At 73.1% G+C, this 13,465-nt stretch carries 12 protein-coding genes; 1 reads left to right on the forward strand and 11 read right to left on the reverse strand.

Translation table 11 applies throughout. From position 1 onward, the window contains the following. The first annotated feature begins 720 nt into the window (after positions 1–720). The gene (locus ACFVIM_RS04485; RefSeq protein ID WP_384298308.1) at positions 721–1,500 is read left to right on the forward strand and encodes a phosphatase PAP2 family protein; all 780 of its coding nucleotides are present in this window, start codon (positions 721–723) and stop codon (positions 1,498–1,500) included. 96 nt (positions 1,501–1,596) lie between these two features. Here the strand turns inward: ACFVIM_RS04485 and ACFVIM_RS04490 are convergent, their stop codons facing one another. The 11 genes from ACFVIM_RS04490 to ACFVIM_RS04540 all read right to left on the reverse strand — a co-directional run bounded on the left by ACFVIM_RS04490 (position 1,597) and on the right by ACFVIM_RS04540 (position 13,464). After that, the gene (locus ACFVIM_RS04490) at positions 1,597–2,931 is read right to left on the reverse strand and encodes a glutamate-1-semialdehyde 2,1-aminomutase (protein WP_384298311.1); all 1,335 of its coding nucleotides are present in this window, start codon (positions 2,929–2,931) and stop codon (positions 1,597–1,599) included. Between the two features lie 9 nt (positions 2,932–2,940). Beyond that, complete coding sequence (locus tag ACFVIM_RS04495; protein ID WP_384298314.1) at positions 2,941–3,492, reverse strand: dTDP-4-dehydrorhamnose 3,5-epimerase family protein; 552 nt, start codon at positions 3,490–3,492, stop codon at positions 2,941–2,943. Then, positions 3,489–4,739 carry a polysaccharide pyruvyl transferase family protein gene (locus ACFVIM_RS04500; protein ID WP_384298316.1) on the reverse strand — a complete coding sequence of 417 codons (1,251 nt, stop codon included), beginning with the start codon at positions 4,737–4,739 and terminating at the stop codon, positions 3,489–3,491. Before ACFVIM_RS04500 ends, ACFVIM_RS04495 begins: the two co-directional genes overlap by 4 nt. After that, complete coding sequence (locus ACFVIM_RS04505; RefSeq protein ID WP_384298319.1) at positions 4,736–5,707, reverse strand: glycosyltransferase family 2 protein; 972 nt, start codon at positions 5,705–5,707, stop codon at positions 4,736–4,738. Before ACFVIM_RS04505 ends, ACFVIM_RS04500 begins: the two co-directional genes overlap by 4 nt. Before the next feature lie 163 nt (positions 5,708–5,870). Further along, positions 5,871–7,166, reverse strand: a complete 1,296-nt coding sequence (locus ACFVIM_RS04510; protein ID WP_384298321.1) for a hypothetical protein — start codon at positions 7,164–7,166, stop codon at positions 5,871–5,873. Between the two features lie 5 nt (positions 7,167–7,171). Next, positions 7,172–8,425: a DUF4910 domain-containing protein gene (locus tag ACFVIM_RS04515; RefSeq protein ID WP_384298421.1), complete on the reverse strand. Its 1,254-nt coding sequence runs from the start codon at positions 8,423–8,425 to the stop codon at positions 7,172–7,174. 17 nt (positions 8,426–8,442) lie between these two features. After that, entirely contained in the window at positions 8,443–9,468 is a 1,026-nt protein-coding gene (locus ACFVIM_RS04520) for an NAD-dependent epimerase/dehydratase family protein (protein WP_384298322.1), read from the reverse strand. A 3-nt stretch (positions 9,469–9,471) separates the two neighbouring features. Continuing rightward, positions 9,472–10,119 (reverse strand): PIG-L deacetylase family protein, encoded by a 648-nt coding sequence (locus ACFVIM_RS04525; protein WP_384298325.1) that lies wholly within the window; start codon positions 10,117–10,119, stop codon positions 9,472–9,474. Continuing rightward, positions 10,116–10,934 carry a glucose-1-phosphate cytidylyltransferase gene (locus ACFVIM_RS04530; protein WP_384298327.1) on the reverse strand — a complete coding sequence of 273 codons (819 nt, stop codon included), beginning with the start codon at positions 10,932–10,934 and terminating at the stop codon, positions 10,116–10,118. Before ACFVIM_RS04530 ends, ACFVIM_RS04525 begins: the two co-directional genes overlap by 4 nt. Next, positions 10,931–12,166: a class I SAM-dependent methyltransferase gene (locus tag ACFVIM_RS04535; RefSeq protein ID WP_384298328.1), complete on the reverse strand. Its 1,236-nt coding sequence runs from the start codon at positions 12,164–12,166 to the stop codon at positions 10,931–10,933. Before ACFVIM_RS04535 ends, ACFVIM_RS04530 begins: the two co-directional genes overlap by 4 nt. Next, positions 12,163–13,464, reverse strand: coding sequence for a glycosyltransferase family 4 protein (locus ACFVIM_RS04540; protein ID WP_384298331.1), 1,302 nt, complete (start codon positions 13,462–13,464; stop codon positions 12,163–12,165). The genes ACFVIM_RS04535 and ACFVIM_RS04540 overlap by 4 nt, the downstream gene beginning before the upstream one ends. Position 13,465: the final 1 nt, after the last annotated feature.

Raw genomic sequence — 13,465 nt, forward strand, 5'->3', positions numbered from 1 at the left:
CTTCTGGATGATCACGTTGTGCCGCGGTGGGCCGGAGTTCGGCCGCCGCCTCCGCTCGACGTATCGCCATGCGCCTTCCCGTTGGACGTCATCCCCCGTAGAGGTGTGCGTAAGGCCCGTGACGAGGGCGGCACGGGCGCCGTGGGTGTCGTGCATGCCATGAATACCGTGTATGCCGTGGGGGATCTTGACCGGTGTGCCGTGCGTCCACGGTCCGGCGTCACCACCGCCACGGATGCCTGGATCATCACGTCTATCCGACTGCCGGGCGGCGGGGAAAGGCCGCCAAGGGCAAAGTGCGGGGCAGAACATGCCGGTCGGCCAGCGCGACCGGCCTCCCTGGTGCCCCAGCCGCCTCCCCCACCCCAGCGAAGACACTGACCGAGCCCGTGGCCGGAGGAGAACGGCGGACGGCCACGCCCGGAGGGCGGCCGGAAGCGGGTGGAAAGACCGTGGCCAGAAGGCGGGTCGGACGGTCGTGGCGACGGGGAACGCCCGACGGCCGTACACCGCGCCCGGTCCTTGGCTAGGGTGGCCGGAAGAGGCCGATTCCGATGCCCTGGGCCGACGTCAGGGGGCGGACCGGCTCGTTCAGGGCCCGTGGAGCCCGACGGCTCCCCCACGGCCGGGTTCGGACACGACGGGGGTTCGTGGGTGGGAAGTTCGCGCCGGCCAAAGCCGAAGAGCCATGCCGACCGGGGTTCCATGGCCCTCGGTCATATGACCGGAGCGGACCGGCTCGCGCCCCGGGAGCACGGTCCCCGCCCCGGGGCGGACCACCGGGGACCGACCGGACCGACCAGACCGGACGAGCCGGACGGTCAGGACAGTCCGGACAGTCCGGTTGGCGGGCCGCCGAAGTCCGCGGTACTGCCTGCGGCACCGCGCGCGTGGCTCGGTCTGATCGCGGCCCTCGCCGCGCTGACGGTCCTGGTCCTCGGGTTCCGGTACGCCGGTCACAGCGGGCCCGGGACGGTGGACGCGTGGATCCAGTCGTCGGTGGACGGGGTGCGGGCGCCCTGGCGGCGGGTCGCCCTCGCCATCGACTTCCTGGGGGAGCCCGCCGGAGCGGCCGCGCTGGTCGCGGCCGCCGTGACGGGCTGTCTGGTGCGGCGGTGGCCCCGCGCGGCGGTGCTCATCGTGGTCGCCACCGGGTTGACCGTGGCGACGACCACGATGGTCAAACCCCTGGCGGGACGCACCATCCACGGCGAGCACCTCTCGTACCCCAGCGGGCACACCGGCTTCCTCACCGCGTTCGCCGTCACGGTGGCGCTGCTCGCGATCGGGCGCCGCGGCCTCGGCGGGATGGCCGCCGTCTCCCTCGTACTCGCCACGGCGCTGGTGGCGGGCGCCGCCATGGGCTGGGCGCAGGTGGCGCTGGGCGCGCACTACCCGACCGACACCCTCGGCGGCTGGTGTGTGGCGCTGGCGGCGGTACCGGTGTCCGCGTGGCTGGTCGACCGGACCGCCGGGACCCTGCGGGAGCGGTACCGCTGAGGTCACCCCGGAGGGGACGGCGCCGCCGCCGCGACGACTGGCGTCACCTCGGGCGCGACGGCTGACACCACCGCACCCGAGGCACCTGACGTGACCTCACACAAGGCGCCGGAAGACGGGCTTCACCGGCCGTCCGCCCAGCCAGGGAGTGGGGTCGGCGGCGTCCAGCGCCTTGCGGTACACCGCGCACGCCTGGGCGACCGTGTCGACGGTGTGGTCGATATCGGCGTCATCGAGCGCGGCGCTCACCACGAAGGACGGCGCGAGCACCCCGCCCGCCAGGAGCTGGCGCAGCAACAGGGTGCGGTACTCCTGGGACGGGCGCCCGTGCTCGTCGAGGGTGGCATAGACCAGATTGCTGGCCCGGCCCCGGACGACGACATGGTCGCCGACGCCCATGCTGGCCGCCGCCGAGCGGACCCCGGCGGCCAGCCGCTCGCCGAGGGCGTGCAGCCGCGCGGTGACGCCCTCCTCGGTGTAGGTGGTCTGTACGGCCATCGCGGCGGCCAGCGCGTGGGTCTCCGCGCCGTGCGTGGTGGAGAGCAGGAAGACCCGGTCGCCACCGTGGCGCAGTCCGCCCCGCTCCATGAGGTCACGGCGTCCGGCCAGCGCGGCGACGGCGAACCCGTTGCCCAGCGCCTTGCCGAACGTGGAGAGGTCGGGGACGACTCCGTACAGGCCCTGGGCACCCGCCTCGGACCAGCGCAGGCCGGTGATCATCTCGTCGAAGACCAGCAGACAGCCGTGGCGGTCGGCCAGCCGGCGCAGCCCGGCGAGATATCCGGGCGGGGGCTCGGTGTGGGTGGCGGGTTCCAGGATCAGACAGGCGATCTCGTCCGGGTACCGGGTGAGGAGTTCCTCCGTGGCGGCCAGGTCACCGTACGGGAACGCCACGGTGAGCCCGCCGGTCTCCGCCGGGATCCCGGCGGACATCGGCGTGGTGCCGATGAACCAGTCGTCGACGGAGAAGAACGGGTGGTCGCCGCAGATGGCCACCCTGGGGCGTCCGGTGACGGCCCGGGCCAGCCGTACGGCGGCGGTGGTGACATCGGAGCCGTTCTTGGCGAACTTCACCATCTCGGCGGTCGGCACGGTGGCCAGGAACCGCTCCGCCGCCTGGATCTCCACGACGGACGGCCGCACGAAGTTGCCGCCGCGGTCGATCTCCCGCCGTACCGCCTCGTTCACCCGGGGGTGGGCATGGCCGAGGCTGACCGAGCGCAGGCCGGAGCCGTACTCGACATAGCGGTTGCCGTCGACGTCCCACACATGGGCGCCGCGGCCGTGGCTGATGACCGGGGCCAGCTGCTCGGGGTACTGGTCGTCGCCCTTGGCGTAGGTGTGCGCGCCCCCGGGGATCAGGGCGTGCAGCCGTTCGTTCGCCCGTCGCGACCGGGGCAGGAGGAACTCGCCGCCGTCTTCGGTGGTCATGGCCCCGCGTCACCTCCCCTCGTGCTTCAGGGCCTGGGCCAGGCTCGGCGCCTCGCGGTCCCGCCGGGACATCGAGGTGACCGGCAGCGGCCACGGAATGTTGAGTTCCGGGTCGTCGTAGGCGATCGTCACGTCCTCGGCCGGATCGTGCGGCCGGTCGATCCGGTAGGAGACGTCGGCGGGCGCGGTCAGCGCCTGGAAGCCGTGGGCGCACCCCGCCGGGACGTACAGGGTCAGCTGTGTCTCGTCGGAGAGTTCGAAGAAGGCCCGTTCGCGGTAGGTCGGCGAGTCCGGCCGCAGATCCACGATGACGTCGAAGACCCTCCCGTACGAGCAGCGCACCAGCTTGGCCTCGCCCGCCCCGGAGCGCAGATGCAGTCCGCGCAGCACCCCGCGGCCCGAGCGGGAGACGCTGTCCTGGATGAAGGCGTCCGGGTCGAGGCCGACCGAGCGGACCACGTCGGCGTCGAAGGTGCGGCTGAAGAAGCCGCGCTCGTCGGCGTACGGCGTCGGCTGGAACACATACGCGCCGGTGATCTCCGGGACGATGGTCGCCTTCATCGGGCCTCCCTCAGGGCGTGGGTACGGGCGGCCGCCGGGACCGCGGGGACCGCGGGAAACACAGCCGCGGTCAGGGCGGAGAACTGGTGCTCAAGGCCGCGGGCGGCGTCCTGGTTCCGCTCGGCGAGGACCCGCCGCAGCGGTGCCGCGCGCTCCTCCAGCGCCCGGAACTGCTCCAGCAGCCGGTCGGCGTCGACCGCGCGGGCCGGGTGGCGGTAGGCGTCCAGACCCATCCGGGCCATGAGGGCGTCGCTCTTCGCCGCGTAGCTGAGGGCGAGCGTCGGTGTGCCGACCTTCAGCGCGCAGACCAGATTGTGGTAGCGGGTCGCCACCACGGCGTCGGCGGCGGCCATCTCCGCCATCAGATCGGCCAGCGAGGCCGTCTCCGCGGCGGTGACCAGCGGCGAGTCCACCGCGTCGAGGATCGCGGCGACCACCGGCGCGTCGACCCCGTCGCCGGTGAGCAGCCGCACCGGCCGGCCCTCCTCGGCCAGCGCCCGGACGAAACGGGTGGTCCCGTCGAGATAGCGCCGGTGGATCTCCCCGGCCCGCGCGCGGTCGTCGTCACCGCCGTGGAAGGCCATCACGCCGACACAGACCGGGCCGGGCGCGTCCCCGGGCGCGGTCGCCTCCGGCGTGGGCAGGGCGAACGCGAGATCCGGGTAGACCTCGTCCCGCGCGGTGTCCACCCCCATCGCCCGCATCGCGTCCCGGGAGAGGGAGTCACGGTAGGAGCGGTACGTGGCCAGCCGTGCCGACCAGCGCACCAGGGCCCGGGTGGAGCGGCGGCCGATCTCGGCGGCGCCGACGCTGACCAGCGCGACCCGGGTGCCGAACAGCCGCCCGCTGGCGCTGAGCAGGAACAGCGCGTACGGGAAGCCCCAGGGCCGCAGCGGCAGCGTGGCCTCCAGCACGCCCATGCCCGGCACGATCACCACATCGTGCCGTCGCACCCAGGCGGCGGTGCGGGCGGCGTCGACGAGTTTGCCGAGGGCCTTGCCCGCGATGGCGCCCGCGCGCGACGCGGTCCGGTACTCGCCCCGGTACCAGTGCAGCCGGGTCGCGGGGATCCCGTAGCGGGCCGTGACGGTCTCGGGTCCGCCGCACAGCGCGTCCACGGCGGCGTCCGGGTGCGCGGTGCGGAGGTAGCCGAGGAGGGCCTCGAACGAGCCGTCGTTGCCGAGGTTGCCGGAGCCGAGCAGGCCGAAGACCCCGACCCGGACCGGGGTCCCGTCCGTACGCGTCATGCCCGCCTCCCCTCGCGGCCCGCGACGAGGGCGTCGACGGAGACGGTGAGCCGGGCCGGGTCGACCGGGGCGCGGTCCTCGACCCGCTCGCCCTCACCGCGGGCCCGGCTGGTCATCCACGCGGCCAGATGCCGGTAGCACGCGCGCCGGTCGGCCGGGGAGAGCGGCGCCCGCCGGATCGCGGCGACGAAGCCCCAGACGTACTCGGCGAGCAGCCGGGGCGTCGGGTGCAGCGGGCCCGCGCGGCGCGGGTCCAGGTTGACGCACCGGGAGCGTTTGTCCGGGTTGGCGCGCTCGGCGCGGGTGGGGTGGTCGCGGCGGAAGTAGAGCAGTTCCGGCACCTGGTGGAAGGGGCCGTTGAGGCCGATCTCGGCGACGAAGGTGCGGTCGGCGTGGTGGTAGCTGTCGTGCGGTTTCACCCGGCGCAGCACATCGGCGCGCATCACCCCGTAGAAGTCGTCGCCGCCGGGTTCGAAGAGCATGCTGCGGAAGCGTTCGGGCGCGTGCGGTGAGGCGGTGGCGAGCCCGTACTCGTAGGGGACCTTCACCTGGCCGTCGCCGTCGATGACCGCCTGGTCGGAGTGGGCGAGGATCACCTCCGGCCGCTCGTCCAGCGCGTCCACACAGCGCCGCAGCAGGTCCCGGGCGTACAGGTCGTCGTGCGAGGCCCACTTGAAGAGTTCACCACGGCACTGAGTGAAGACATAGTTGTGGTTCGGGGCGGCACCCACGTTGCGGGACAGCCGGAGGTAGCGGATACGCGCGTCGCGCGCCGCGTAGCGGCGGCAGATGTCCTGGGTTCCGTCGGTCGAGGCGTTGTCGGAGATGACGAGCTCGAAGTCCTCGTAGGTCTGGCCGAGAAGGGCGTCGAGCGACTCGGCGAGGTACTCCTCGCCGTTGTAGACGGGCAGGCCGATGCTCAGCCGGGGTACCCCGGAGGAGCGAGGCGCGCGGGGTTGGGCGGTCATGGTGTCCTCACTTCACGGAACTGCACAGAACGTCGCTGTACCTGGCTGGACTTCGCTGTACCTGGCTGTACGTGGCTGCACTTCGCTGTACGTGGCCGCACGTGGCTCTCCTGAGCCGCACGTGGCCGAACTTCACGGAACGTCGGCGGAACGTCGATGGACATCAGGGCACCTCGGGCGCGGAGGGGCGGTGTTCGCGCAGGGCGGGCCGCAGGTTCAGCCACCACACGGCCGAACCGCAGACGGTCGCGGCGGCCACGCCCCAGGCCGAGCCGACCGTTCCGCCCAGGGCCGCCCCGCCGAGCCCGCCGCCGACATAGCAGACGGAGGCGAAGAGCTGGCAGCGCAGGCCGCGCCGGGCCGCGGCGAGGGCGCGCAGACCGACCGCCGCGCCGACGCCGAGGCTGGCGCCCGCGACGCCCAGCGTGGCCGGGACGATCAGCTCCGAGGCGGAGCGCCAGACATCGCCGAGGACGAGTTCACCGGCCCGGTCCGGGACCAGCAGCAGCGCCGCGCCCCAGAGCAGCGCGGCGGCCGCCTGCCCGCCGCCGAGCAGCAGACAGAAGAGGCGCAGCCGGTGCGGGGCCCGCCGCAGCACCCGCGCCGCCTCCGCGACGGTGACCAGGGACAGTCCCATCAGTACGGCGAGGAACGGGCCGAGCAGCAGCTCGGCGCCCCGGACCACGCCCACCGCGCTGACGCCGACGATGGCGCCGAGCCCGTACGCCCTCAGCTGGGCCGCGCCGCTGACACCGACGTTCTCGACCAGATACCGGGAGCCGAGGTCGCGCTGGTCGCGGAGCCAGCCGCGCGCGCCGGTGAGCCGGGGCCGGATGCCGGACTGGAGGCAGCCGTATCCGGCGGCCACCGCCGCGGCCGCGCCCCAGGCGAGCACGAACGCGGCCACACTGCCCGCCCGTGCCGCCACCACCATGGCCGGGATGAGCCCGACGGCGCCCAGGAGGTCATTGGTGAACGCCTTGCGCCCGGTGCCCGCGGCGAAGAACGAGAACCGCCAGGCGTCCTGGAGCAGCAGCGCGGGCAGGATGACGCCGAGCGCGGCGAACGCGGGCCCCACGCTCCCGCCCAGCGCGAGCCCGGCCACCAGGGAGACCGCGCCGACGGTGAGACCGACGCCGAGCGCGGTGCCGGTGGACCGGGCCGCCGCCGCGCGCCAGGCCGGGACCGGCACCCCGCTGAAGCGCACCACCAGCGGGTCGGTGGCGAGCCCCCGGGAGACGCCGAGCACCACGCCGTAGGTGACCCACGCCAGGCTGAACACGCCGAACGCGGCGAGTCCCAGGGAGCGGGCCACATAGACCCCCAGCGCGAAGTTGGTCAGGCTGCACACCGCCTGGTCGGCCAGGCCCCAGGACATCCGGCCGACGAGGGCCCGCCGGGCGGTGGGCCGGTCCGCCGGTGGCGCTGTGGTCTCCGGTTCCCTTCTCCCGGTGGTCATCGGCGTCACGCCTTGATCAGCCCGGCGGCGGCCAGGGCGTCGGCCGCGGCGGCGACGGTGTCGAACGGCAGCCCGGACCGCTCGGCGATATCGAGCAGACCGTGGTCGCCGTCGGAGCGGCTGAGCACCCAGAGCATCGCCATCTGCGCCTGCTTCGCGTCGCTGCGGCCCCCGATCGCGTCGTACAGCCCGCGCCGTCCCAGCTGGGGTTCGCCGTACGGGCTGAGGTTGCGGTACCGCCGGTCGCGGTCCAGTACGGAGAACGCCTCACGGCAGACGGCGAGGGTGTCCGCCATCGCCTCCGGGGAGACGAAGTCCGGATTGTCCGCCGAGGTGTGATATTCGGGGTATCCGGCGTACGGGGTCCGGCTGAGCGAGCCGACGCCGAGGTCGAACCCGGGCGAGCAGAACTGCCGCTCGTCATAGCCGTACGGAGTGAACTCGGTGATCCGGTGCGGGCGGCCGGAGGCGGCCAGCACATGCGCCATCACCCGGTCGATCCCGGCGTCACCGCGCCTGCTGCGCTTGTACGTCAGCGAGCCCGTGTCGCCCGCGCAGGCCAGCACCAGCCCGTGCCGCACGCGTTCGATCCGCTCCGCGTTGCGGGCCAGCCAGGTGATCGCCCCGATGGTGCCGGGCGCGAACAGGAACCGGTAGGTGTACCAGGGCCGCTCCCGGGCCAGCGCCCGCGCCAGGAACGTCGCCACCGCGACCCCGGCCAGGTTGTCGTTGGCCAGCGACGGATGGCAGACATGGCAGGAGACGATCACCTCGTCGGCGACCTGCCCGGGGACAATGTGCTCGGCGTAGCTGAGGTGGCCGTCGGCGAGGGTGGAGTCGACGCGTACCTCGTACTCGCCTTCCGGCAGCGCGTCGAGGGTCTCCTGGGCGAGGCAGAACCCCCACCGGGGCTCGTAGTAGCTGGTGCGGTAGGGCACCCAGGACGGGTGCTCCGGCAGGGTGTGCAGATGTCCGCGCAGCTCGGAGAGGGGCATGGTCGCCGACACCGGCACGCTGTAGCCGAGGACATGCAGGCTGGAGGCGGCGAAGTCGACCACCCGGTGTCCGGCGGCGTCCGCGATGTAGGCGTCGCGGATGTTCCACTCCTGGGGCACCGTCCAGTCCAGCACCGGTGTCCCGGTCGGCACCTCGTGCCGCTGGAGCGGGAGGTACTCGCCGACGATGTCCAGGGTGGCGCGCACCCCGTCGCCCGTGATGCTCCGGCAGAGCGGGTAGAGCCGCTCCACCAGTTCGTGCATCCGCTGGCCGTCCGTGGTCACCGGCGCCACCGCAGGGTCTCGTCGACGGCACCGGCCTCGGACGCCGCGCGCAGCACGGCCAGCCGGGTGAAGCGGCGCTCGAAGTCCGCCCGGGTCAGCCCGTGCTCGCGGTAGGCGTCGGCGAGTTCCAGCGCGCCCCGCTTGACCGTCCACGCGCAGGCGAAGCCGGGTATCGCGGCGCGGAACCGGGAGAAGTCCACCCGGTAGGAGCGGGGGTCGGCGCCGGTCTCCCCGGTGATCACCACCCGGGAGCCGGTGACCGCCTCGGCGACCTGTGCGGCGATCTCGGCGACGGTGACGTTGTTGGTCTCGCTGCCGATGTTGAACGCCCGGTCGTGCACCGCCTCCCGGGGCGCGGCCAGGGCCGCCGCGAAGGCCCCCGCGATGTCGGCGGCGTGCACCAGCGGGCGCCAGGGGGTGCCGTCGGAGAGCACCAGCACCTCGCCGGAGAGGAGGGCGTGGCCCACCAGGTTGTTCAGCACGATGTCGGCGCGCAGCCGGGGCGAGTAGCCGAAGGCGGTGGCGTTGCGCAGGTACACCGGGCTGAAGTCGCCGTCGGCCAGGGCGCGCAGATCGTCCTCCACCCGCACCTTGGACTCGGCGTACGGTGTCACCGGGCGCAGCGGGGCGTCCTCGGTCACCAGGTCGTCACCGCCCGCGGCGCCGTAGACGGAGCAGGTCGACGCGTACAGGAACCGCTTGACCCCGGCGTCGCGGGCCAGCCGGGCCAGCTTCACGGACGCGTGGTGGTTGATGTCGTAGGTGAGGTCGGGCGCCAGCGCTCCCAGCGGGTCGTTGGAGAGCGCGGCGAGATGGATCACGGCGTCGACCCCGGCCACCTGGTCGGCGGTGATGTCGCGCAGGTCCACCCGGTGCCCCGGCGGGTCCACGGGCGGCGGGCCCAGCACACAGTCGGCGAAGAGTCCGGCGTCCAGCCCGGTGACCTCGTGCCCGGCGGCCGTGAGGACCGGGGCCATCACGGTGCCCAGGTAGCCCTGGTGTCCGGTCAGCAGCACGCGCACAGTTCATTCCCCCAGGTCGAGAGTGAGTTTGGTGGTGGTGAACGCCTCGGCGTAGCGGGCGTTGCACTCGATACCGCGGATCCGCGCCAGCCCCAGGAAGGCTTCGCGGTCGTACCAGGGCCGGTGTCGCTGGGAGGGGTAGTGCTCGTGAAGGAGCGCTACCTTCCGTTCGGCGGTCCGCGGTGTCAGCGGCTGGTACGCGTTCGGGCGGCCGAGGTCGCCGTCCCATTTGACGATCTCGTAGCCGAGCGTGAGGTGGTCGCGGAACGCGGTGGGCACCAGCGTCGCCAGACCGCGGTGGTCCTGGTGGGCGTCGTCGGTGCGCGGGGCCAGCACGAGATCGGGCCCGGTCCGCGCGCTCAGCTCGTCGATCGCGTTCTTGGCCTCCTCCCAGTGCGCGGGCAGCCGGGCGTCGGGCAGCTTGAGCACGGTCAGCCGCAGCTCGGCACCGGGGCAGAAGTCGGTGAGCGCGGCCCGTTCCTCCAGTTCCCGCTCGCCGCCACCGCCGGAGAGCACGAGCGCGTCGACCCGCACTCCCGGGTGTGCCTGGCAGAGCGTCAGCAGGGTGCCGCCCGCGCCGATGGCGATGTCGTCGCAGTGCGCGCCGAGCGCCACGACCCGCTCCAGCCGTTCGCCCCGGAGCCGGATCACGCGGTCCTCACCGGGGCGCCGCTCCCCCCGGCCGTCACGCCGTCCCGCTCCCAGACGGCCCACGGGCGCTCGCCCCGGGCGTAGGCGGTGTCGAGCGCGGCCCGCTCCTTCACGGTGTCGGTGGGCTTCCAGAAGCCGTGGTGCCGCTGTGCCACCAGCCGGCCGCGCTTGGCGAGCTGGGCGCATCCGTCGGCGACCAGGTCACCGCCCTCCGGGATGTGGTCGAAGACCTCCTGGCGGAGCACGAAGTAGCCGCCGTTCTCCCACAGCGGCAGTTCGCTCACCGGGGTGATGCCGCCCACCAGACCGTCGTCGCCCAGTTCCACACAGTGGAACGAGGACTGCGGGGGCACCACCATCATCGACGCTCCGGCGTCCCGCCGGGCGAACCGGTCGATCATCCGCGGCAGCGGGGCGTCGGTGAGCACATCGGCGTAGTTGGCGAGGAACATCTCGTCGCCGTCCAGGTGGTGGCGCACCCGGCGCAGCCGCTCCCCGATCGGTGACTCGATGCCGGTCTGCACGAACGTGATCTTCCAGTCGGCGATATCGGTGGAGAGCAGCTCGGTCCGCCCGTTGGCCAGGACGAAGTCGTTGGAGGTGGTCTCCTCGTAGGTGAGGAAGAAGTTCTTGATGTGATGGGCGCCGTAGCCGAGGCAGAGGATGAACTCCTTGTGCCCGAAGTGCGCGTAGTAGCGCATGACATGCCAGATCAGCGGCCTCGGGCCGACCATCGCCATCGGCTTGGGCATGTCGTCGGACTCGCCCGCGCGCATGCGCAGCCCGTAACCGCCGCAGAACAGGACGACCTTCATGCTGTGACCTCGACAATGCTCAGTTCCGGGATGGGGAAGACCAGTCGGCCGCCCCAGGCGCCGATGAAGGAGAGCTGCTCGACCAGTTCGTCCCGCAGGTTCCAGGGGAGGACCAGGACGTAGTCCGGCCGGTCGGCGCTGATCCGCTCGGGCGGCAGGATCGGGATCCGGGTGCCGGGGGTGTACCTGCCGTGTTTGTAGGGGTTGCGGTCGACCGTGTACGAGAGCAGATCGGGCCGGATGCCGCAGTGGTTGAGCAGGGTGTTGCCCTTGCCCGGGGCGCCGTAGCCGACGACCGTCTCACCGCGCTCGGCCGCCTCGATGAGGAACCGCAGCAGATCACGGCGGACCGTGGCGACCCGGGCGGAGAACTCGGTGTACCCGGACAGCTCCTGGAGCCCGGCGGCCTTCTCCCGTTCCAGGACGTCGGCCACCCGGCCGCTCGGCTCCCCGGCGACCTCGGCGGGCCGGGCCCAGAGCCGGATGGAGCCGCCGTGGGTGGGCAGCAGCTCGACATCGACGAGGGTCAGTCCGCCGCTCGCCAGCGCCCTGATCGCGGAGGCGACCGTGTAGTACTGGAAGTGCTCGTGGTAGATCGTGTCGTACTGGTTCAGCTCGATCAGGGTGAGCAGGTGCTGCACCTCGATGGAGACCCAGCCGTCGTCGGCGACCAGGGCGCGCAGCCCCCGGGTGAACCCGACGACGTCGGGGATGTGCGCGTACACGTTGTTCGCCACGACCAGGTCCGCCGGGCCGTGTTCGGCGCGGACGGAGGTGCCGGTGGCGGGGTCGAGGAACTCGGTGAGCGTGGGCACACCGGCCTCCCGCGCGGCGGCGCCGACGTTCACCGACGGTTCGATGCCCAGGCAGCGGACCCCCAGGTCCACCAGGTGCCGCAGCAGATAGCCGTCGTTGCTCGCGACCTCGACCACGAACGCGTCGGCGCCGAGCCCCAGCCGCTGGACGGCGTCGGCGACGAAGGTGCGCGCGTGCTCCACCCAGGAGGTCGAGTACGAGGAGAAGTACGCGTACTCCTTGAACGTCTCCTCCGGGGTGATCAGCGGCGGGATCTGCGCCAGCCAGCAGTCGGTGCAGACCCGCAGGTGCAGCGGGTACGCCGGTTCCGGCAGGTCCAGTTGGTCCGCGGCGAGAAAGCTCTCGCACGGCGGCGTCGCCCCGAGATCGACGACGCTCCCCAGCGCCGCCGAGCCGCAGAGTCGGCATCGTGTCATGTCCTGCCCCCATCCCTGCCCGCGCGGGTGTCCCGCCGCGAGCCAGTACCGTTCTTCTCCGTCAGCGGGCCGTCCCCGCTCTGCTCTGTCGGCGGCGGGCCGTCCCCGCCGCCCGACCGACCCGCTATCGCGGTGCGGTACGCCTCCAGCAGGCGCTCAAGCCCGACGGCCGAGCTGAATCCCCGCTCGTACCGGCGCCGGGCCGCCTGTCCCAGCTCCCGGTTGCGGTCCGGGTCGGCGGTGATCTCGCGCAGGCTCCGCGCGAGCGAGGCGGCGTCGCCGGGCTGGTGCAGCAGCCCGCTCGCGCCGTCCTCGATGAGTTCGACGAAGGCGCCGTGGCGGGCGGCGACGGCCGGGACCCCCGCCGCCATCGCCTCCACGACCACCAGGCCGAACGTCTCCAGCGCCACCGAGGGCACCACCACGGCGACCGCCCGCTCGATGGCCCGTTCGCACTCCCGCGGGTCGTACAGACCGACGTACCGCACATCCGTCCGGCCCGCCGCCCAGGCGCCGACCTCGCGCTCCAGCGGCCCCGATCCGGCGATCACCAGCGGTACGCCGACACCGCCGTCGGCGGCCAGCTCGTCCCATACGGTCATCAGCAGCCCCACGCCCTTGGCGTCGGCGAGCCGGCCGAGGTAGAGCAGATGCTCACCGGGGGCGGTCCTGCGGGTGCCCTGGTCGGGCACGAAGTTGTGTTTCACCGCCAGCCGCTCGGCGGGCATCCCGCCCGCCACCAGGACATCGCGCTGCGCCGAGGAGACACAGAGGAACCGGTCCACCCCGGACCACCAGCGCCGCCGGTTGACGGAGAGACTGACCGCGACCGGCACGGTCGCCAGCCGGGAGTCGCGGTAGCAGCCGTGCCGGACGGCGGGCAGCGACGAGCCCCCGACGCACTCGGTGCAGGCCCGGCCGTTCCGCCGCAGCGTGCCGGGCGAGCAGATCTGGGTGTAGTTGTGCAGCGTGGCGACGACGGGCACACCGGCGTCGGCGCAGGCGGCCAGCACGGCGGGGGACAGCAGCGGGAAGACGTTGTGGACATGGACCACGTCGGGCCGCTCGGCCCGCAGCCGGGCGGCGAGTTCGGTGCGGACCGCCGGGTTCCAGGGCACCAGCAGCGGCACCCTGGCCTTGCCCAGCAGGGACCGGCCGGCGATGTCGTCGCTGCGCCGCTCGAACAGGTCGACCCGGTGACCGGCGGCGCGCAGCAGCGCCGCCTCCTGGTCGACGACCCGGTTCTCCCCGCTCGGCTGTGCCGAGGAGTAGCGGTTGTGCACTACGAGGACGTGCATG

The organism is Streptomyces sp. NPDC057638 (genome assembly GCF_042800315.1).
GTDB lineage: Bacteria > Actinomycetota > Actinomycetes > Streptomycetales > Streptomycetaceae > Streptomyces.

Excerpts from the sequence above, each read along its gene's own strand:
- ACFVIM_RS04515 (WP_384298421.1), bottom strand. The coding sequence starts at position 8,425 with ATGCACGAACTGGTGGAGCGGCTCTACCCGCTCTGCCGGAGCATCACG.
- ACFVIM_RS04540 (WP_384298331.1), bottom strand. The coding sequence starts at position 13,464 with ATGCACGTCCTCGTAGTGCACAACCGCTACTCCTCGGCACAGCCGAGC.
- ACFVIM_RS04535 (WP_384298328.1), bottom strand. The coding sequence starts at position 12,166 with ATGACACGATGCCGACTCTGCGGCTCGGCGGCGCTGGGGAGCGTCGTC.
- ACFVIM_RS04505 (WP_384298319.1), bottom strand. The coding sequence starts at position 5,707 with ATGACCGCCCAACCCCGCGCGCCTCGCTCCTCCGGGGTACCCCGGCTG.
- ACFVIM_RS04490 (WP_384298311.1), bottom strand. The coding sequence starts at position 2,931 with ATGACCACCGAAGACGGCGGCGAGTTCCTCCTGCCCCGGTCGCGACGG.
- ACFVIM_RS04530 (WP_384298327.1), bottom strand. The coding sequence starts at position 10,934 with ATGAAGGTCGTCCTGTTCTGCGGCGGTTACGGGCTGCGCATGCGCGCG.
- ACFVIM_RS04500 (WP_384298316.1), bottom strand. The coding sequence starts at position 4,739 with ATGACGCGTACGGACGGGACCCCGGTCCGGGTCGGGGTCTTCGGCCTG.
- ACFVIM_RS04510 (WP_384298321.1), bottom strand. The coding sequence starts at position 7,166 with ATGACCACCGGGAGAAGGGAACCGGAGACCACAGCGCCACCGGCGGAC.
- ACFVIM_RS04495 (WP_384298314.1), bottom strand. The coding sequence starts at position 3,492 with ATGAAGGCGACCATCGTCCCGGAGATCACCGGCGCGTATGTGTTCCAG.
- ACFVIM_RS04485 (WP_384298308.1), top strand. The coding sequence starts at position 721 with ATGACCGGAGCGGACCGGCTCGCGCCCCGGGAGCACGGTCCCCGCCCC.